22 protein-coding genes and 2 tRNA genes are annotated in these 18,743 nt (G+C 67.6%); 18 read left to right on the top strand and 6 right to left on the bottom strand.

Annotated elements, in window-relative coordinates:
- Positions 1–37: 37 nt before the first annotated feature.
- From AB0B82_RS12020 to AB0B82_RS12010, 3 genes are read right to left on the bottom strand one after another with little or no spacing between them, the layout of a single operon-like run.
- Positions 38–595, bottom strand: a complete 558-nt coding sequence (locus AB0B82_RS12020) for a hypothetical protein (RefSeq protein ID WP_360165596.1) — start codon at positions 593–595, stop codon at positions 38–40.
- Complete coding sequence (locus AB0B82_RS12015; protein WP_360165594.1) at positions 592–1,200, bottom strand: hypothetical protein; 609 nt, start codon at positions 1,198–1,200, stop codon at positions 592–594. The genes AB0B82_RS12020 and AB0B82_RS12015 overlap by 4 nt, the downstream gene beginning before the upstream one ends.
- Positions 1,197–1,832: a hypothetical protein gene (locus AB0B82_RS12010; RefSeq protein WP_360165591.1), complete on the bottom strand. Its 636-nt coding sequence runs from the start codon at positions 1,830–1,832 to the stop codon at positions 1,197–1,199. The genes AB0B82_RS12015 and AB0B82_RS12010 overlap by 4 nt, the downstream gene beginning before the upstream one ends.
- A 365-nt stretch (positions 1,833–2,197) precedes the next feature.
- Between AB0B82_RS12010 and gyrB the strand changes: the two genes are divergently transcribed.
- From gyrB to AB0B82_RS11960, 10 genes are all read left to right on the top strand, one after another.
- Positions 2,198–4,228 (top strand): DNA topoisomerase (ATP-hydrolyzing) subunit B, encoded by a 2,031-nt coding sequence (gyrB, locus tag AB0B82_RS12005; protein WP_360165769.1) that lies wholly within the window; start codon positions 2,198–2,200, stop codon positions 4,226–4,228.
- 46 nt (positions 4,229–4,274) lie between these two features.
- Positions 4,275–6,941 carry a DNA gyrase subunit A gene (gyrA, locus tag AB0B82_RS12000; protein ID WP_360165589.1) on the top strand — a complete coding sequence of 889 codons (2,667 nt, stop codon included), beginning with the start codon at positions 4,275–4,277 and terminating at the stop codon, positions 6,939–6,941.
- Positions 6,941–7,831 carry a DUF3566 domain-containing protein gene (locus AB0B82_RS11995; protein ID WP_360165586.1) on the top strand — a complete coding sequence of 297 codons (891 nt, stop codon included), beginning with the start codon at positions 6,941–6,943 and terminating at the stop codon, positions 7,829–7,831. The genes gyrA and AB0B82_RS11995 overlap by 1 nt, the downstream gene beginning before the upstream one ends.
- Positions 7,832–7,939: 108 nt before the next feature.
- Positions 7,940–8,013 (top strand) — tRNA-Ile (locus AB0B82_RS11990).
- A gap of 37 nt (positions 8,014–8,050) precedes the next feature.
- Positions 8,051–8,179, top strand: a complete 129-nt coding sequence (locus AB0B82_RS11985; protein ID WP_360165766.1) for a DLW-39 family protein — start codon at positions 8,051–8,053, stop codon at positions 8,177–8,179.
- Between the two features lie 13 nt (positions 8,180–8,192).
- A tRNA-Ala gene (locus tag AB0B82_RS11980) sits at positions 8,193–8,268 on the top strand.
- Positions 8,269–8,346: 78 nt separating this feature from the next.
- Positions 8,347–8,988: a DUF402 domain-containing protein gene (locus tag AB0B82_RS11975; RefSeq protein WP_360165584.1), complete on the top strand. Its 642-nt coding sequence runs from the start codon at positions 8,347–8,349 to the stop codon at positions 8,986–8,988.
- Positions 8,979–9,377, top strand: coding sequence for a tyrosine-protein phosphatase (locus tag AB0B82_RS11970; protein ID WP_360165581.1), 399 nt, complete (start codon positions 8,979–8,981; stop codon positions 9,375–9,377). Before AB0B82_RS11975 ends, AB0B82_RS11970 begins: the two co-directional genes overlap by 10 nt.
- 25 nt (positions 9,378–9,402) lie before the next feature.
- Positions 9,403–9,690: a tyrosine-protein phosphatase gene (locus AB0B82_RS11965; protein WP_360165578.1), complete on the top strand. Its 288-nt coding sequence runs from the start codon at positions 9,403–9,405 to the stop codon at positions 9,688–9,690.
- 141 nt (positions 9,691–9,831) lie between these two features.
- Positions 9,832–10,101 (top strand): hypothetical protein, encoded by a 270-nt coding sequence (locus tag AB0B82_RS11960; protein ID WP_360165576.1) that lies wholly within the window; start codon positions 9,832–9,834, stop codon positions 10,099–10,101.
- Positions 10,102–10,392: 291 nt separating this feature from the next.
- On the opposite strand, the gene AB0B82_RS11955 is transcribed toward AB0B82_RS11960, so the two are convergent.
- Positions 10,393–10,872 carry an NUDIX hydrolase gene (locus tag AB0B82_RS11955; RefSeq protein WP_360165573.1) on the bottom strand — a complete coding sequence of 160 codons (480 nt, stop codon included), beginning with the start codon at positions 10,870–10,872 and terminating at the stop codon, positions 10,393–10,395.
- Positions 10,873–11,128: 256 nt separating this feature from the next.
- Between AB0B82_RS11955 and AB0B82_RS11950 the strand changes: the two genes are divergently transcribed.
- Positions 11,129–11,497, top strand: a complete 369-nt coding sequence (locus tag AB0B82_RS11950) for a YciI family protein (protein WP_360165570.1) — start codon at positions 11,129–11,131, stop codon at positions 11,495–11,497.
- Positions 11,498–11,662: 165 nt separating this feature from the next.
- Here AB0B82_RS11950 and AB0B82_RS11945 read toward each other — a convergent pair whose 3' ends face one another.
- Positions 11,663–12,598 (bottom strand): glycoside hydrolase family 6 protein, encoded by a 936-nt coding sequence (locus AB0B82_RS11945; protein WP_360165567.1) that lies wholly within the window; start codon positions 12,596–12,598, stop codon positions 11,663–11,665.
- 382 nt (positions 12,599–12,980) lie between these two features.
- Between AB0B82_RS11945 and AB0B82_RS11940 the strand changes: the two genes are divergently transcribed.
- The 6 genes from AB0B82_RS11940 (at position 12,981) to AB0B82_RS11915 (ending at position 16,941) form a co-directional block, all read left to right on the top strand.
- Positions 12,981–13,379, top strand: coding sequence for a VOC family protein (locus AB0B82_RS11940; protein WP_360165564.1), 399 nt, complete (start codon positions 12,981–12,983; stop codon positions 13,377–13,379).
- Positions 13,372–13,719 carry a nucleoside triphosphate pyrophosphohydrolase family protein gene (locus AB0B82_RS11935; protein ID WP_360165561.1) on the top strand — a complete coding sequence of 116 codons (348 nt, stop codon included), beginning with the start codon at positions 13,372–13,374 and terminating at the stop codon, positions 13,717–13,719. The genes AB0B82_RS11940 and AB0B82_RS11935 overlap by 8 nt, the downstream gene beginning before the upstream one ends.
- Positions 13,720–13,915: 196 nt before the next feature.
- Positions 13,916–14,689 carry an LLM class flavin-dependent oxidoreductase gene (locus AB0B82_RS11930; protein WP_360165558.1) on the top strand — a complete coding sequence of 258 codons (774 nt, stop codon included), beginning with the start codon at positions 13,916–13,918 and terminating at the stop codon, positions 14,687–14,689.
- 71 nt (positions 14,690–14,760) lie between these two features.
- Positions 14,761–15,390 (top strand): FMN-binding negative transcriptional regulator, encoded by a 630-nt coding sequence (locus tag AB0B82_RS11925; protein WP_360165556.1) that lies wholly within the window; start codon positions 14,761–14,763, stop codon positions 15,388–15,390.
- Between the two features lie 35 nt (positions 15,391–15,425).
- Positions 15,426–16,064, top strand: a complete 639-nt coding sequence (locus AB0B82_RS11920; RefSeq protein ID WP_360165553.1) for an SDR family NAD(P)-dependent oxidoreductase — start codon at positions 15,426–15,428, stop codon at positions 16,062–16,064.
- 346 nt (positions 16,065–16,410) lie between these two features.
- Positions 16,411–16,941 carry a DUF1445 domain-containing protein gene (locus AB0B82_RS11915; protein WP_360165550.1) on the top strand — a complete coding sequence of 177 codons (531 nt, stop codon included), beginning with the start codon at positions 16,411–16,413 and terminating at the stop codon, positions 16,939–16,941.
- Positions 16,942–16,946: 5 nt separating this feature from the next.
- Here the strand turns inward: AB0B82_RS11915 and AB0B82_RS11910 are convergent, their stop codons facing one another.
- Complete coding sequence (locus tag AB0B82_RS11910) at positions 16,947–17,774, bottom strand: endonuclease/exonuclease/phosphatase family protein (protein ID WP_360165547.1); 828 nt, start codon at positions 17,772–17,774, stop codon at positions 16,947–16,949.
- Between the two features lie 248 nt (positions 17,775–18,022).
- On the opposite strand from AB0B82_RS11910, the gene AB0B82_RS11905 reads away from it, so the two are divergent.
- Positions 18,023–18,676: a VanZ family protein gene (locus tag AB0B82_RS11905; protein WP_360165544.1), complete on the top strand. Its 654-nt coding sequence runs from the start codon at positions 18,023–18,025 to the stop codon at positions 18,674–18,676.
- Positions 18,677–18,743: the final 67 nt, after the last annotated feature.

Here is an 18,743-nt window from a genome sequence, read left to right as displayed (position 1 = left end):
GTACGCCGACGGTCCGAGGCCGCCGTACGTCGGTGCGTCAGGGAGTGATCAGCACCCGGCGGTGGATGTAGAAGTCCTCGACGGTCAGTCCGACCAGGTCCGGCACCGTGCTCTTCGGAACGATGAAGATCTTCGCGACCTTCGACGGCTTGTCGAGCGCGAACTCGTGGTCGCTGTCACTGCAGTAGGTGGGCAGCGGGTAGTTGTAGGCGCTGACGTCCTTCCAGGTACTGCCCTTGCTGTCCCGGAGTACGGCGTTGCAACTGAAGCCGCCGTCCTTGATCATCACGCCCTTGCGGGGCGTCACGGTGAGCGCCGCGACCACGATCGTGGAACCAGCGGGGGCGTCGAGCTCGATCGGCTCGCCGTCCTCGTTGAGGATCGTGGTGTAGGCCTTCAGCGAGTCGAGCTTCCACTCGATGCCCATGACCGTGGCCGGCCCCTGGGTGACGACCTCGTCGATCTTGCCCTCGTTGTAGATCCGCTCGTCGTCGGTGAGGTACGGATACAGCATCGTGACCGTACCCGCACTGAGCAGACCGATCGTCGTCGTGATCTGGACCACCAGCCGGCTCAGCCGGCCGCCGACCTTCATGACGCCACCCGGGTGACCGGGTCGTCGATCACGTACTGATCATCGGCCTCGTCCACCATCTTCTGTGCGATCTCCTCGGTCGGTACGCCCAGGTCGACGCGCACCTCGGAGTTGTACACGTTCCACAGCATGCTCGGCTCGAGCCGCAACGTGAGGCCCTTCAGATCGGCGGGATTCACCTCGAAGACGATCGCTCCGGTGCGGGCGAAGCCGGTGTCGGGGAAGTCCATCCCGCTGTCGGTCGGATCGCTGACCTCGGTGTAGACGCTGTCGCCGTCGGTGATCAGCGTGGCGTGGAACGCACCGGGATCCTGCACGCCGCGGACCGTGTCCCACTCGATCGCCACGAAGACGCCGTTCGACTCGATCGGCTTGTCGTCGCTCGACGCGTCCGCGCTGACGATCGTGCGGGCGAAGGCGACCCGGGTCACCTCCACCGTCGACTCCGTGCCGCCGAACACCAAGGGCTGACCGACGGTGCCGCTGACAACCTTCAGGTTCGAGTCGGTGCCGAAGACCTGCTCGGGATCGGCCAGCCGGAACAGGCCGCCGAGCAGCACGAACAGGACGCCGACCAGGATGGTCGCGGGGCGGTAGAGCTTCACTTGTCCTCCCCGTCGACGACGACGGTGGGCTTCAGCCGGACGACAGCCTTTGCGATCGGGTCCTGCCAGTACGGGTCCTCCTGCGCGCCGAGTGTGCCGCTGTCGCTCTTCCACTGCTCGGCCAGGATGCCGATCTCGACCTCGTCGGCGGTGAAGTCCGGATCGACGTCGAACTTCGTGCTGCACTCCTCCGGCGGGAGTCCGTAGACGAGCGGCCAGTTCAGATGGTCGCCGCGGCAGGAGCCGCCGTTCGACTTGATCAGGTCGGCGCCGTTGCCCGGCACGAACCGGAGCAGCTGGCCGGAGATCGACTCGCTCTCGTACGACTCGGAGTCGACGTTCTTCGCGGTGAAGTAGACCTTGAGCGTGGTCTCGGCGTCGGAGTACTCGCCCTTCGGCTTCTTGATGATCTCGGCCTTGGTGAAGGTGTACTCGAAGCGGTCGGTGGTCACCGTCACCGGGGCGTCCAGCGTCGGCACCAGGCGGCCTTCCTTCTTCTTCCAGCCGCCGGTCAGCAGCACCACGAGCGCCGCGATCACGACGAGGGCGATCAGCAGCAGCCAGATCCGCCGGTGCCGGTGAATCACCCGGTCGGCGATCATCGCATCGATGACCTCGTCGAGACTTTCCACGGCTGCGATCCTAAGGGGCGGTGGGTGCGCGCCAGGCCGCTGCCCTGCCGGCCCGGTTTGTCCGGTCTGGACCGGTGCGCGCCGGAACCGTCAGTGGCGAATCGGTCGAAGGCCACTGAGTGCCCGTGAGCGCTTTTCGGCCCCCCACCCGCGATAGGGGACATGGCAATGAGGGAGAAAAGACGCCCTGACCCGAGTTTCAGGCGGCTGGTGGCCGGTTCTGCTTCGGTCGACGGGTAAGATGGAGGGTGTAGAGCGAGCCGCGCCTCTGCCACCACCGTGGAGGGCGGCTCAACTGTGCCGCGATGCCTCGCGAACGCGGGGTCCGAGGAGGACAACCACCGGTGACCGACGAGCCGATCGAGATCGACGCCAACCAGTCCGCCGACCCCATCGGCCCCGGTGATACCCCGGCACCCGACCTGGACCGGATCCCGTCCACACTCGTCGAACGCGAGTACGACGCGAGTGCGATCCAGGTGCTGGAGGGGCTGGACGCGGTCCGCAAGCGCCCGGGTATGTACATCGGGTCCACCGGTGAGCGCGGTCTGCACCACCTGGTCACCGAGGTCGTCGACAACGCAGTGGACGAGGCCATGGCCGGCGTCTGCGACAAGATCGTCGTCACGCTGCTGGCCGACGGCGGCGTCCGGGTCGAGGACAACGGCCGCGGCATCCCGGTCGGCATCGTCGAGTCCGAGGGCAAGCCGGCTGTCACAGTCGTGCTGACCGTCCTGCACGCCGGCGGCAAGTTCGGCGGCGGCGGCTACAAGGTGTCCGGCGGTCTGCACGGTGTCGGTGTCTCCGTGGTGAACGCGCTGTCCAGTCGGCTCCGCGTCGACGTGAAGCAGAACGGCAAGGCGTACACGCAGTCCTTCACGCTGGGCGTGCCGGACGAGGACCTCCTCGAGGTCGGCCCGGCCGAGGGGCACGGCACCACGATCACCTTCTGGGCGAGCCCCGACGTCTTCGAGACCACGACGTACTCGTACGAGACGCTGGCCACCCGCTTCCGCGAGTACGCCTTCCTGAACAAGGGCCTCGAGCTGGTCATCCGCGACGAGCGCCCGGATCACCTGGACGAGAACGGTCAGCCGATCGAGCAGTCGTTCAAGTACGACGACGGCCTGGTCGACTACGTGAAGTACCTGACCGGTGTCCGCGAGACCGTGCACCGCGACGTGATCTCGTTCGAGGCGGCGACCGCCGAGGACACCATGAGCCTCGAGGTCGCGCTGCAGTGGAGCGGCTCGTTCCAGGAGTCGGTGCACACCTTCGCGAACGCGATCAACACCCACGAGGGCGGTACGCACGAGGAAGGCTTCCGGGCCGCGCTGACCTCACTGGTCAACTCGTTCGGCGAGGACCAGGGCATGATCAAGAAGAAGGAGGACCGGCTCACCGGTGACGACATCCGGGAGGGCCTGACCGCGATCATCTCGGTCAAGCTCGCCGAGCCGCAGTTCGAGGGCCAGACCAAGACCAAGCTCGGCAACACCGAGGTCAAGGGCTTCGTCCAGCGGGTCGTGAACGACAAGCTCGGCGCCTGGTTCGAGCAGAACCCGGCCGAGGGCCGCGAGATCGTCCGGAAGGCGAGCGCCGCGGCAAGCGCCCGGATTGCGGCCCGCAAGGCACGCGACCTGGCCCGCAACCGCAAGGGTCTGCTCGGCGGCGGCGGTCTGCCCGGCAAGCTCGCCGACTGCCAGTCGACGAACCCGGAGGAGTGCGAGGTCTACATCGTCGAGGGTGACTCGGCGGGCGGCTCCGCGAAGGGCGGCCGGGACCCGAAGTTCCAGGCCATCCTGCCGATCCGCGGCAAGATCCTGAACGTCGAGAAGGCCCGGATCGACAAGGTCCTGCAGAACAACGAGGTCCAGGCGATCATCTCGGCGCTCGGCACCGGCATCCACGAGGACTTCGACGAGGACAAGCTCCGGTACCACAAGATCGTGATCATGGCCGACGCCGACGTCGACGGCCAGCACATCCGGACCCTGCTGCTGACGCTGCTGTTCCGGTTCATGCGGCCGCTGATCGAGCGCGGGCACGTCTACGCCGCGCAGCCGCCGCTGTACAAGATCCGCTGGAGCAACCACCCGCACGAGCTGGCCTACACCGACCGCGAGCGCGACGGGCTGCTCGAGGCCGGCGCCGAGGCGGGCAAGAAGCTGCCCAAGGAGAACCCGATCCAGCGGTACAAGGGTCTGGGCGAGATGAACGCGAACGAGCTGTGGGAGACCACGATGGACCCGGCCAACCGGGTGCTGCTGCAGATCACCCTCGACGACGCGGTCCGGGCCGACGAGACGTTCCAGACGTTGATGGGCGACGACATCGAGGCGCGGCGCAGTTTCATCCAGCGCAACGCCAAGGACGTCCGCTTCCTCGACATCTGACCCCCCTCGCCGCACACCGACGTACTGATCTGAACGGGACTTATTCATGACCGAGACCCCCACTTCGCCGGGCCACGACCGGGTCGAGCCGCTCGACCTGCAGACCGAGATGCAGCAGTCGTACCTCGACTACGCGATGGCCGTCATCGTCGGCCGCGCGCTGCCGGAGGTCCGTGACGGCCTGAAGCCGGTGCACCGCCGGATCCTCTACGCGATGTACGACGGCGGCTACCGGCCGGACCGTGGTTTCAACAAGTGCTCGCGCGTCGTCGGTGACGTCATGGGTCAGTACCACCCGCACGGCGACTCGGCGATCTACGACACCCTGGTCCGGCTCGCGCAGCCGTGGGTGATGCGCGCACCACTGATCCAGGGCCAGGGCAACTTCGGCTCGCCCGGCAACGACCCGGCGGCCGCGATGCGGTACACCGAGTGCCGAATGGCGCCGCTGGCGATGGAGATGGTCCGCGACATCGACCAGGAGACCGTCGACTTCCGGCCGAACTACGACGGCAAGTCGCAGGAGCCGGTGATCCTGCCGGCCCGCTTCCCGAACCTGCTGGTCAACGGCTCGTCGGGTATCGCGGTCGGAATGGCGACCCAGATCCCGCCGCACAACCTGCGCGAGGTCGCGGGCGCGGTGAACTGGGCGCTGGAGCACCCGGACGCAACCCGCGAGGAGCTGCTCGACGCCTGCCTGCAGCACATCAAGGGCCCGGACTTCCCGAACGGCGCACTGATCGTCGGCTACAAGGGCATCGACGACGCGTACCGGACCGGCCGCGGCTCGGTCACGATGCGCGCGGTGGTCGACATCGAGGAGGACGCCAAGGGCCGGACCAGCCTGGTCGTCACCGAGCTGCCGTACATGGTCAACCCGGACAACCTGGCGCAGAAGATCGCCGAGCTGGTGAACACCGGCAAGGTGAACGGCATCGCCGAGCTCCGCGACGACAGCTCGTCGCGTACCGGTCAGCGGCTCGTCATCGTGCTGAAGCGGGACGCCCAGCCGCGCGTCGTGCTGAACAACCTGTACAAGCACACGCAGCTGCAGGACACCTTCGGGTGCAACATGCTCGCCCTCGTGGACGGTGTACCGCGCACGCTCAGCGTGGACGCCTTCATCAGCCACTGGATCGACCACCAGATCGAGGTCATCCAGCGGCGGACCCGCTTCCGGCTGCGGGAGGCGGAGAAGAACGCGCACATCTACCGCGGGTACGTGAAGGCGCTGGACGCCCTCGACGAGGTGATCGCGCTGATCCGGCGCAGCCCCGACGTGGACGAGGCGCGCACCGGACTGATCGAGCTGCTCGAGATCGACGAGATCCAGGCGCAGGCCATCCTCGACATGCAGCTGCGCCGGCTGGCGGCCCTCGAGCGGCAGAAGATCATCGAGCGGTTGCAGGAGCTCGAGGCGATCATCGCGGACCTCGAGGACATTTTGGCCAGCCCGGAGCGGCAGCGCACGATCGTCAAGGACGAGCTGGCCGAAATCGTCGAGCGGTACGGCGACGAGCGGCGGACCGAGATCATCGCGGCCGACGGCGACCTGTCCGTGCAGGACCTGGTCCCGGACGAGGACGTGGTCGTCACGATCACCCGCGGCGGGTACGCGAAGCGCACCAAGACCGACCTGTACCGCACGCAGAACCGCGGCGGTAAGGGTGTTCGCGGCGCGCAACTGCGGGCCGAGGACGAGATCAGCCACTTCTTCGCCACCACGAACCATCACTGGATGCTGTTCTTCACCACCAAGGGCCGGGTGTACCGGGCCAAGGTGTGGCAGCTGCCCGAGTCCGCGCGGGACGCGAAGGGCTCGCACGTCGCCGGCCTGCTCTCGTTCCAGCCGGACGAGGAGATCGCGCAGGTGCTGACGCTGCGTGACTACGACCAGGCCGACTACCTGGTGCTCGCGACCAAGAAGGGCCTGGTCAAGAAGACCGCCCTGCGCGACTACGACTCGGCGCGGCAGAGCGGCATCATCGCGGTCAACTTCCGCGAGGAGGACGACGAGCTGATCGGCGCCGACCTGGCGTCCGCGGAGGACGACCTGCTGCTGGTGTCCCGCAAGGGGCAGTCGATCCGCTTCACCGCGAGTGATGAGCAGCTGCGGCCGATGGGCCGCGCGACCTCCGGCGTCACGGGCATGAAGTTCCGCGCCGGCGACGAGCTGCTGTCGATGTCGGTGATCCGCGCGGGTGCCGACGAGGACTCGCAGTTCGTCTTCACGGTCACCGACGCCGGGTACGCCAAGCGCTCACGCGTCTCGGAGTACCGCCAGCAGGGCCGCGGCGGCCTCGGCATCAAGGCGGTCAAGCTGAACGACGAGCGTGGCTCGCTGGTCGGCGCGATCATCGTCGTCGAGTCCGACCAGGTGCTCGCGATCAAGGCGAGCGGCCAGGTCGTCCGCAGCCGGGTGGACAGCGTCCCGGTCAAGGGCCGCGACACGATGGGGGTCCGGTTCGCCGGCGTCGGCGAGTCCGACGCGGTGGTCGCGATCGCCCGGAACACCGACCTGACCGTCGCCCTGGAGGAATCGGAGGAGTCGGAAACGGCCGAGGAGGGTACCGTCACCGAAGGTGCCCAGAATGTGGACGGAACGACAACCGAATCCACCTCTGAGAGCGTCCAGAATGATGACCAGCGTTCGACGGACGTCGACGGCGCGGCTACCGTCGAAAGCGACGATGCCGGCCAGGAGGGTGACTGATGACCAACCGCGCGAGGCCGACATGGCCTGAAGGTGCGGCCGACAGCTCCAAGACCCAGCGCACCGCGCCGGGCGGGAAGCCGTCAGCCGCCCAGGCCAACCCGGCCTCCAACGGTCGTTCCAACGGCCAACCGAGGCCTGGTACGCCGGGTGCGCCCGGCGGGGCCGCTGCGCCAGGTGGTCCCGGTGGTCCTGGTGCTGCCGGATCGAACGGTGCTCCTGGTGCGAACGGTCAGCGGCCGCCGGAGTACCGTCCGCCGGTTCGTCCGCAGCAGAGTCCGAGCACGCCGGGCCGGCCGGAGCCGTGGTCGGCGCCCGGAGCTGGTGCGGGTGCTGCTGTCAGCGGCGCTGCGGCGTACGGCAGCGAGGCGAAGACCGAGTCGTTCGGTGACCGGATGAGCGCGGCGCGTCAGGCGGTGCGGGAGAAGGCCGCCGCGGTCAAGGAAGCCAAGGCCGAACGCTCCGAGGCGAAGCAGGAGCGGCTTGTGGAGAAGGAGCCCAAGCCGTCCAAGCGGCCGCAGACGCGGAAGGCGCGACTGCGGATGGCCCGGATCGACCCGTGGTCGGTGATGAAGACGTCGTTCCTGCTCGCGATCGCGTTCGGGATCGTCGTCTGGGTCGCGGTCTTCATCGTCTGGTCCGCGATCGGTGCGGCCGGTGTGTTCGACAACATCAACTCGACCGTGCAGGAAGTTCTCGGAACGCCGGCCGGTGAGCCGTTCCGCGTCGAGAACTACATCAACACCGGCAAGGTGATGGGCTTCACCACGCTGCTGGCCTGCGCGGACGTGCTGATCATCACGGCACTCGCCACCCTCGGATCCTTCCTCTACAACATCGCCGCCACGCTGCTCGGCGGCCTCGAAGTCACGCTGGCGTCGGAGGACTGAGCTGCTAATTCCTGGTCCGGCCGGGGCCGCCGCGGGCCCGGCCGAATCCGGTTTGGGAGTAGGGCACTTGGTGCGGTAATCTCTCCCGGGTTCGACACCGCAGTACGCGGGCCTATAGCTCAGACGGTTAGAGCGCTGCCCTGATAAGGCAGAGGTCACTGGTTCAAGTCCAGTTAGGCCCACTTTTGTTCGAAGTCCGACCCCGAGGAGGCTCCAGTGCTGCGAAAGATCATGCTGGTGCTGCTGGCCGGCGTCGGCGGATACTTCGTCTACAAGAAGACTCAGCAGGCCCGCGCCGACCAGGACCTCTGGGCCGAAGTAGCCGACCCGGTCACCCCGGGCCACTGACCACCCCAAACTCGGGGGCGTAGCTCAACTGGCAGAGCACTGCCTTTGCAAGGCAGGGGTTAGGGGTTCAAGTCCCCTCGTCTCCACCACAATCTCTCTGCGCGCCGGAGCCTGATTTGACGCGCTCGGCGCGCGGCGTTGCCCAGCGTCGGCCGTAGCATGGTCCGATGCCCTTCGCTCCTGGTCGCTCGATCGCGCGTCGTGACGTTCACCGCAACGGGATGATTGCCGCCGTACAGACCACGCGGGTCGTGCGCGACGACGCCGAAGGGCTGCTCACCTGGACCGCGGCCGGATCGGACTGCATGCTCCGCGGTACTCGGGACGGTGCGTTGGTCCGGAAGATGTCGCTGGCGGAGCGAGACCGGACGCCGTCCATGCTGTGGCCGCGACCCTGGGAAGGCCGGCACGTACTGATCCGCACCGAACCCGACGCCGACCATTCGGTCTGGTGGTTCTTCGACCTGGAGCTGCGGTTCGAAGGCTGGTACGTGAACCTCGAGTCTCCGGTACGTCGCTGGTCGGCCGGCACCGACATCCTCGATCACGCGCTCGACATTCTGGTCACGCCTGATCGCAGCTGGTCGCTGAAGGACGAGGACGAGTTGGACGAGCGCATCGATCATCCGGCGTACTGGACGGCAGCCGAAGCAGACCGCATTCGCGCCGCCGCCGAACGCATCACTGGCGACATCGAAGCTGCCCGCTTCCCCTTCGACGGCCGGTACACGGAGTTCCGCCCGGATCCGGCCTGGCAACCAGCCGACCTACCCCCGTACTGGGACACCGAGGTGACCCTGTGCGGCTGACGTGGCCGAACTGCCTCAACGTGCGCGACCTCGGTGGTCTACCTACCACTGACGGTGGCCAGATCGGTGCCGGCGCGTTGATCCGTTCCGACAACCTTTCACGATTGACGGAGGCCGGCGTACGAGCAGTACGGCGGGCTGACGTGAGCCGGATCATCGACGTGCGCACGCCCGAGGAGTGCAAAGGCGACCCGTCCCCGTTCGCGACCGAGCCTGTGTACTGGAACATCCCGCTCTACAACGACGACGACCCCTACGATCCGGCGCTGAGCATCGACCAGCAATATGCGGCGATGCTCGACCTCCACCCCGAACTGTTCGCATCCGCGGTCGGGGCGTTCGCGGATGCGCCGACCGGTGCAGTCGTCGTCCACTGCCATGCCGGATAAAGATCGCTCCGGGACGGTGGTCGCATTGGCCTTGAGCCTCGCTGGCGTACCGACCGAGTATGTCGCTGCCGACTACGCCGCCCTGGACGACCGCATGCGCGACCACTTCGACGAGCAACTGCGGCGCATCGACGATCCCACCGAGCGGAACCAGCTGGCCGAGTCCTTCACCGCCCGGCCCGAAACGATGCTCGCCGCACTTGAACACCTCGACGACAAGTACGGTGGGGTCGAGCCGTACCTCCTCCACGGAGGCCTCCGCGCCACCCAGGCCGACACCCTCAGAGCCCGCCTCACCGAGCGACAGACCTGACACGCGGGCTCACTACCTGCCCTCTTTGCGCCCCAAGCTTGGGCATCCGGCCTGAAATGGAGGAGCAGCGGGAGATTGGCGCTGAACGCAGCATCGGTTGGGATCGGACCGCTGTACCGAGGCGCCGCAGCATGTGATCCTGTGCCGGTGATCCCACGGCCCTTCTTCGATCGTCCGATGTGGACGGACCCGCTCGTCTGGTTCGGGATTGTCGGTGGGCTGTCTGCCAGCATCGTTGCCGGCCTGCACAGGGATCTGCCGGTCGCGGACCTTCTCTGGCAAGTCTTCACGACGACTTTCGCCTTCACATGGTGGACTGCTGGTCTGGTCCTTTCGACCATCCGGCACCAGTTCCGACGTCGTCGCGCGATGAAACAGAGCGAGGCCGAGGTTGGTGCCCAGGCCCAGTAAAGGCTCTCCACGGTTGTGCGAATCCCTGTGGACAAAACGGCGTTTCGCCGAGTCGGCGGCCGATCTCCCAAGGCGTCCGGGGTGGCCCGGAGATGCCATACTGCTGACGGTTGATGCCTAGGGCAACGGACTGAGCTTCGTCGCCGGCGAACACGACGGCTTCACCGGGAATTCGGTGGCTGGGTTGTCCACGGCTGTGGTGAACCCTGTGGACAAATCACGGTTCCCCGGAAGTCGGCGCCGGCAGCTCGCTAGCTTTGACTTCGTACGACGTTGCGCCGGGTTACCACGTCATTCTTGCGGGGATGGGCAGAGACGAGCCAGGGCGGCGTCGATGGGGAGGAGTGCGGGCAGCGGGGTGGCTGGTGTCCACCAGGTGCTGTCCGACATTTCGTCGTTGGGGGTGAAGGGTTGGGGTGAGCTGATCGTGCCGCGGTAGATAGCCAGGTACTCGACGCGGTTGTCCGGGGCGGCTCGGATGAGGGCGGCGCCGGCGCAGTTCAGAGTTTCCGGGCGTTGGCCGCTTTCCTCCAGGAGTTCGCGGAGGGCGGCTTGGCGGGGCGTTTCGCCGGGGTCGATCATGCCGCCGGGGAGTTCCCACGCTTGGCGGAAGCGGTTGAAGACCATCAGGCAGTGGCCGCCGTACCAGAGCACGACCAGCGACGCGGTCAGTGGTACGGCGGGGTCGAGGTGGGCCAGTTCGTGTTCGGGGACGGGTTCGAAGCGGAGGAGGGCGGATCCGTCGGCGTCCTGCACGGGGAGCTGGTCCATGCGCGCCGAGTATTCCAACCGTCGCCGCCTGCTGCTACCGGGTATTCGGGGCGCTGAACAGGAAATAGCAGGTCCCCGGGCACCACTTCCTGTTCAAGCCACCGGGTTGTGGCCCGCTGTACCCAGGCCTCGGGCAGGACCTGGGGCAGTTCGGTGGGAAATCCGGCAATGTGGTGGGAGGGTGTCGGAATCGGGTGGTCGTGTTCGTGGAGATGGTGTGGCGGCCGTTGGGGGCGCCAAGTGAGAGGAGACGACTGTGGCTGAGTACCTGATCGCATTCAACGACGAGTGGGTGCAGGAGCACACGGCGGAGGAGTTGCAGGCGAAGAGCGTGGCGTCGGGGGTCGTGCTCGACGAGATGCGGGAGGCGGGCGTCTTCGTGTTCGCGAACGGCGGCATCGATGCGTCGACCGCTCTCTTCAGCGTCGAGGCGAAGGGCGGCGAGCCGATCTTCAGCGACGGGCCGTACGTCGAGACCAAGGAACACCTCGGTGGCTTCACGGTGATCGACGTCCCCGACGAAGAGGCCGCCCGCTATTGGGCCGGCCGCCTGGCCGTGTGCCTCGACTGGCCCCAGGAAGTTCACCTCTTCCCGGGCAACGGACCGGGCCAGAACGACGCCTGACCGACGCGCCCGTTCCACCGCCGCGCCCCGCCGAGCCCAGGCATTGGCGCCGAGTCGTGGCGAATGGTCGTGGACGCCGTCGCCGAGTCGTGGGAAAAGGCTGACGTGGACAGCCATTCGTCACGACTCGGCGGGGCGCGGACGTCGCGTTGTGGAGAGGGTGGGTTACGAGCCGTCGATCAGGCGGACAGCTAGGTCGGGGTTGAAGGTGCCGGCGGGGGTTGTGGGGGCGGTTCCGCAGGGACCGTCGGAGACTCCTGGGGTTTTCACCCACAGCAGGAGCTCGGCGCCGCCGCCGACTTGGGCCGGTACGCCGAGTTTGCGGCCGGCCGGATTGCACCAGCCGGTGCCGTGGCCGTTTCCGTTCCGGCTGGTGTCGATCACGAACGGCTTGGTGGTTCCGAGGTAGCTGTTCACCGAGTTCGCGTAGCTGATCGACTCACTGGTTGTGTAGAAGTTCGACACGTTGACCGAGAAGCCGCGGATGTTCGCGACCCCGGCCTGGTTGAGGCGGTAGGCGATTGTCGAGGCGTTGGTCCAGCCGGCGTTCCCGGCGTCGAGGTAGGCGTAGGTGTTCGGCGCCTTCTCCTGGAACTTCTGTGTTGCATAGAGCAACATTCCGAGCCGATCTTCCTTCTGTGCCTGCGTCATACAGTCCATGCCGTTCAACGCATCCGGCTCGATGATCACCACCGCGGGTTTGGTCCCGATCCCGGCCGCGAAGCTCGCGATCCAGGTCCGGTACGCACCGACGCTGCCCGCACCACCGCCGGAGTGACCGGCGCAGATGTCCCGGTCGGGGATGTTGTAGGCGACCAGGACCGGCAGTTTGTCCTGCCCGTCCGCGGCGCCGGTGTAGTTCGCCACGATGGTGGCGATGTTCGCGTCGTTGCCGAACCAGCGAGCGATCGGCTTGGACCCGATCGAGCTCTGGATCCGTGCCGCCCGGGAGTCCCCGGAGTTGTTCCGCGCCCAGACCGCGGGCGCCGAGTCGGGGTTCACGTAGAACCCACTGGTCAAACCGATCGGGCTGGCCGCGCCGGCGGGAGCGGCCGGCAGCAGGAGCGTGGCGGTCACCAGGACCGCCACAAGGGGTTTCACGACCTTCATCCTTCAGTCCTCTCTGAGCAAAGGACCTCCGGCACGAACCGCAGCGCTGCCCGGAATGCTGACGCACCATGCGGACGATGTCAACGCGTCGCCCTCTTCCCAACACCACCGATCTTCGCTAGCTTCCTGGAAGCGCTCCCAGCAGGCTTCTCAGCGGTACACCGATTCCAATCACCCAACCGATCTGGAAGCGCTACCACACCCCGCTCCGCCACTTGCCGCAGCGCCCCCTCGGCATCGGAGCAACTGCCTCGCCCCTGCCCGCCCTCGCCGCTGCCCTGCCGGCGCGATTCCCCACCCGCACACCGACCGAAGCCGGCGGAGTGGCCGGCACTGGATCGGGTGGCCGGCGGCGGGTCAGACTGGGGAACCGATGAGGGAGGTTCTGGTGCGGGTTACTCGCGTGATGGCGAATCTGTCGGTGCCGGACATCGACGCGGCCCGGGATTTCTACGCCGACTATCTCGGGTTACATGAGGAAGGACTTGCGGGCTTGGACTGGGTAGCCAGGTTCGAGTCGCCGGACCGGCGAACGGCGGTGCAACTCGTGACGCAGGATGCGACAGCGCCCGAGGATTCGGTGGTTTCGGTTGCTGTCGGCGACGACATCGAGGAGGCGTACGCCGAGGCGCTGCGGCGCGGGTACGAGATCGTGTACCCGTTGACCACCGAGCCGTGGGGAATCCGTCGGTTCTTCGTCCGTGCGCCCGACGGGAACCTGATCAACATCAACGGTCACCAGGACGCCTGGCAGACTGACGCGGGTGAGTGACGAGGAGCGGTTCGACTTCGACCGGTACCAGGAGGCGGCGTCCTACACCGGCGCGCCGATCTCGACCGACCACCCGATCGTGTACCCGACCTTGGGGCTGGTGAACGAGGCGGGCGAGGTCGCCGGCAAAGTGAAGAAGATCTTCCGGGACCGCGACGGCGTGATCACAGACGCGGACCGGGACGCGCTCACGCTCGAGTTGGGTGACGTGCTCTGGTACCTGTCCGAGCTGTGCACCCGGCTCGGCATCCGCCTGGAGGATGTTGCCGACCGCAACATCGCGAAGATCGCCGACCGGGCCTCCCGCGGCGTCCTGCACGGCGACGGCGACCACCGCTGACGACAGGACATGTCTGATGATCCCGCTCCCGACGGCGCAGCAGCGTGTCAGCTCTCATTAGGTAGTGCACCACCGAGACACCGTACGCATGTACTAGATCGAGGCCGAGTGCACTACCTCGACCACCGACACGTCCTGTCGGGAGTGCACACCGCACGCGGGAATGCGGCTCGGCGTGCACAGGTTTGCAGAAGGTATGACAGTGGAGATCGGGGTCATTCTGCCGACGTCGACGCCGGATCCGGCGCGGCCGATTCTGGGGGATGTGCGCGCGAGCGCCCGGTACGCGGAGGAGATCGGGCTGGACTCGGTGTGGTCCACCGACCATCTGATCGCGAGTGCGCCGATGCTCGACAGTACGGTCGTGCTCGCGACGGCGGCCGCGGTGACGGAGCGGATCACCGTCGGGTACAACGTGATGCTGCTTGCGCTGCGTCCGGTCGCGTGGGCGGCCAAGCAGATCAGCTCGTTGCAGTTGGTGTCGAACAACCGGCTCGTCCTCGGGATCGGTACCGGCAACCCGGCACACGGCGACACCGGGTGGCGAGCGGCCGGCGTCGATTACACCAACCGCGGACGACTCACCGACGAAGCCCTCGCCGTCTTGCCGGACCTGATCGCCGGCAAGACCGCGACCGCCGAGAACATCGCGCTCTCCCCCGGTGCCCAGGTGCCGCCGATCTTCGTGGCCGGCAGCGGCACCAGGGCGTTCCGGCGGGCGGCGGCGTACGCCGACGGCTGGGCGACGATCGCGTCCTCGCCGGCCGAGGTGCGAACCAGCCTGGAGCGGATCAACGAGCTTGCCAACGGCAAGCAGTTGCGGGCGACCGTGATCGCGCCGCAGCTCGACGGCGACCCGCGTGGACAACTCGCGGCCTACGAGGCGGCCGGTACCGAACGCGTCATCCTCCCGCCGACCGGCGACTGGAAGCGCGACTACGAAGAGGCAGCGAAGCTCCGCCTATCGTGACGATTGGGCTGGACAAGACACCCGGCATTGGATCTGTCGCCGGCGGCTGAGGGCGAAGGAGACTGAGCAGCATGTACGTCCCTGCGCATTTCGCCGCCGATGACGAGGCCGTCCAGGAGTTGCTGGCCAACCACGGCGCGGCGGACCTGGTCACGGTGACACCCGACGGGCTGGTCGCGACGATGCTCCCGTTCCTCTTCGACCGTGAGCGAAACGTGTTGCGCGGCCATCTGGCCCGTAACAACGAGCACTGGCGGCTGCCCGTGATCGGTGACGCGTTGGTGATCGTGCGCGGTCCGGACGCGTACATCTCCCCGACCTGGTACGCCTCCAAGCAGGAGCACGGCCGCGTCGTACCGACCTGGAACTACGTCACCGCGCACGTGTACGGCGCGATGACCGTGCACGACGACGCCGCCTGGGTCGAGGAACTCGTCCGTGGGCTGTCCGATCGTCACGAGGCCGGTCGTGAGCATCCGTGGTCGGTCGACGACGCGCCGGCTGCGTTCGTCAACGGTCAGTTGCGGGCGATCGTCGGTGTCGAGATCGCGATCAAGCGGATCGAGGCCAAGTTCAAGCTCAGCCAGAACCGCTCGGCCGCCGATGTGGAGGGCGTCATCGCGGGGCTCGACGCCGCCGCCGAGGGCCACATGGCTGCCGCCATGGCGGCGCAAAGTCAGCGGTCGAAACCACGGATTTGACCTTGACCTGAGGGTCAAGGTTTATGCTCCGCGCCATGGCTGGAGCTGTGGTGGTGGGAGTGGGGCCCGGGATCGGGCTGGCGGTGGCGAAGCGCTTCGTCAAGGAGGGGATGACCGCCGGACTGATCGCGCGCTCGGAGGCAACCGTCAAGACGGCCACCGCGGAGCTCGAGGGCGCCGACGTCCTGCCGGTGACGGCCGACGTGGCGGACGAGGGCGCACTGCGGGCTGCGCTCGATCGGGTCGTCGACGCGTACGGCGTACCGGACGTCGTGGTGTACAACGCGGCGCGGCTCCAGGCGGACCGGATCGGCGACCTGACCGCGCAGCAGCATCTCGACGCGCTGGCGGTGAACGTGGTCGGCGCGATCACGACCGCCGCGCACCTCGCGCCGGCGATGGCCGAGCGCGGCAGCGGCTCGTTCCTGATCACCGGCGGGATGCCGCTGCCGAAGCCGGATTACGCGAGCCTCTCGCTCGGCAAGGCCGGTGTCCGCGCAGTTGTGACTCTGCTGCATCAGCAGTACGGCGCCGCCGGGGTGCATGCCGCGAGTGTCACCGTCAGCGGCGGCGTCGCGCCCGGCAGCCTGTGGGATCCGGACGAGCTCGCCGACCACTACTGGCGCCTGCATCAGCAGTCCCCGGCTGAATGGATCCACGAGTTCGTCGTCTGACGCCTTGTCGTATTGTTCAACAATCTCTATCGTGAGATCACCTGCGAAGGGGGTCTCATGACGACTGCGACGCTCACCCCGGCTCAAGCGCGTTCGCTCTTCCGGGACGACCTCAGCCGTCCGACCACTGGTTGGGCGGACGGCTACGCGCAGACGAATCTGGTCGCGGTCCCCGCCGACTGGGCGTACGACGTCCTGCTCTTCTGCACGCGCAACGCCCAGGCGTGCCCGGTCCTCGACGTGAGTGATCCGGGTGATCCGTCGACGCGACTCGCTCGCGGCGCCGACCTGCGGACCGATCTGCCGCAGTACCGGATCTGGCGGGACGGCGAGCTTGGTGGCCGAGGTGGCGGACTCGACCGAGGCGTGGCGGGACGATCTGGTCACGTTCTCGCTCGGCTGCAGCTTCACGTTCGAGTCCGCGCTGGCGGCCGCGGGGATCCCGCTGCGGCACGTCGAGCAGGGGCGGAACGTCGCGATGTACGTGACCGATCGTCCGTGCGTGCCGGCCGGTCGGCTGCGCGGTCCGCTGGTGGTGTCGATGCGCCAGATCCCGGCGGATCGGGTCGACGACGCGGTCCGGATCACCCGCGCGATGCCGGCAGTGCACGGCGAACCGGTCCACATCGGCGATCCACGGGCGTTGGGGACCCTGGACCTGGCCTGGCCGGACTTCGGCGATCCGGTGCAGCCGGCCAACGGCGACGTACCGGTGTTCTGGGCCTGCGGGGTGACGGTGCAGGCGGCGCTGATGGCGTCCAAGCCGCCGTACGCGATCACGCACGCGCCGGGACACATGTTCATCACCGACCGCCGCGACACCGACTACTGCGTCACCGACTCCTGCGTCGAAGCGCCGGTCCGGGCCGGTGTCTGAAGGGGTCAGCCGGTGCGGTTGCGCCATCGGACGTCACACACCACAGCTCGGTGGTCGGACGGAAAGACGCCGTCCACAGCATCACCGGCGATGACCGTCGACTCGATCGTGACCAGTTGATCCTCGTGCCCCGGCCGGTAGAAGATGTGGTCGATCCGCTGATCGACCAGTTCCGGACCGGCCTCGAGCGGCGCGGACGGATGCGACGACGGCAGCGTCACTGCCTCGGGCGAACCGTGGCCGGCCGTCCAGGCGTCGATCATCACGTCACGCAGCGGACGCAGTACGGCGCTGTCGGCCGCGGCGTTCAGATCGCCCAGCACCAGCGACGGAGCCGGACCGTCCGCGGCGGGATCCGTCCCGAGGTCGGCAAGCAGCGCCGCCTGGGCGATCCGGTCGTCGCTGAAGGTCGTCGCGTGTTCGAGGCAGGCGACGACAACGGGAACCGGACCGGCAGGATGAGCGACCCGGGCCCGAAGCGCGACCGGATCCCAGGACCGATGCCGCGCGGGTAACGGGATCGTCTCCGGCGCCTCGATCGGCCAGCGGCTCAGCAGTGCGATGCCGAGCTCGAAGCCTTCGTGATCAGGCGCCGAGGCGGGATCAGGGGTGCGCGGGTACGACGGTGACGCGAACGCCGCATGGAATCCGAGCGCGTGCGCGAACTCGTCCGCCTGAGTGGTCCCTTCGCCGGCCCACACCTCCTGCAGCGCGATCACGTCGGGACCGAAGCGCTCGATCGTCGCCAGGATTCCGGGCTGGCGTTCTCGCCAGCGCGGTCCGAAGCGCCACCAGATGTTCCAGGTCATCGCACGCAGCTGCGAGTCGACCACGATGCTCCTCTCGGTTCGGCGTTCAGCTCCCGGTACCCAGCCGGCGCTGACACACGATCGTTGCCTGGAGCACCTTCCTTCCGTGTCAGTTTGTGCACGGATCGTCACAAACTGTCACGACCGGTTTGCGGCTCCGTGCAGATGTCCGGACGGGTCTGGCCGCGGCGGCGGGCGCCGGTTGATCGTCGTGTCAGGAAACGCAGCGACGAAGGGTTCGAGTCAGGTCGACCACGGGAGGGTCCGGACACGTGCTCGAGACTTATCGCGGGATTCCGCATCTGCTGGACACCTGGCTCGTGCTGACCGGGATGGCGCTGCCCGTCGCGCTCTCCTCGTTTCGGCGCCCCGGCGACCTGGTTCCGCGGCTCGCCGCATTCTGCCTGCCGGCCGCGGGGGCGCTGGTGATCGCGGCGACGCTCAGTCCGACGGCGCATCGGCTCGGTCAGATCGGGCAGTGCGGCACGCATTTGACCACCACCGGCGGGCTGACCTCGATCCAGGGGCTGCTCAACGTCGCGCTGTTCGTCCCGGCCGCGGGCATGGTGACGCTGGCCGGGGCGCGTCCTGGAGACGGGATCGCCGCGGGCGTCGGGATGTCGGCTGCGGTCGAGGCGGTCCAGGCACTGGTGCCGCAGCTCGGCCGGTCCTGCCAGGTGCACGACCTGATCGCGAACTCGGTGGGCGCGGTCTGCGGGGTCGGACTGGCGGTCGGCGTTCAGTCACTCACCCGCAGGGTCGGCCTCCGCCTGGTGACACTCGGAGGACTTCCGGCGATGCTCGAGTACGCGGTGGAGCGTGCCGGGCTGCTCGGCGGCCGGCGGCCGCCGGCCCGGCATCGCCGGGAGATCCTCACGCGCCAATCGCTGCAGTATCACAGTACGAACACACAGTTATCCGGATAGTTATCCACAGGTTGTGGATAGAACGGTGGATGACCGTGTGACTACTTGGGGATATCCAACCGGCCAG

Source organism: Kribbella sp. NPDC048915 (assembly GCF_040649595.1).
In the GTDB taxonomy this organism is placed as follows: domain Bacteria; phylum Actinomycetota; class Actinomycetes; order Propionibacteriales; family Kribbellaceae; genus Kribbella.
The sequence above is the reverse complement of the archived record's forward strand: the minus strand, read 5'-3'. Positions and strand labels throughout refer to the sequence as shown.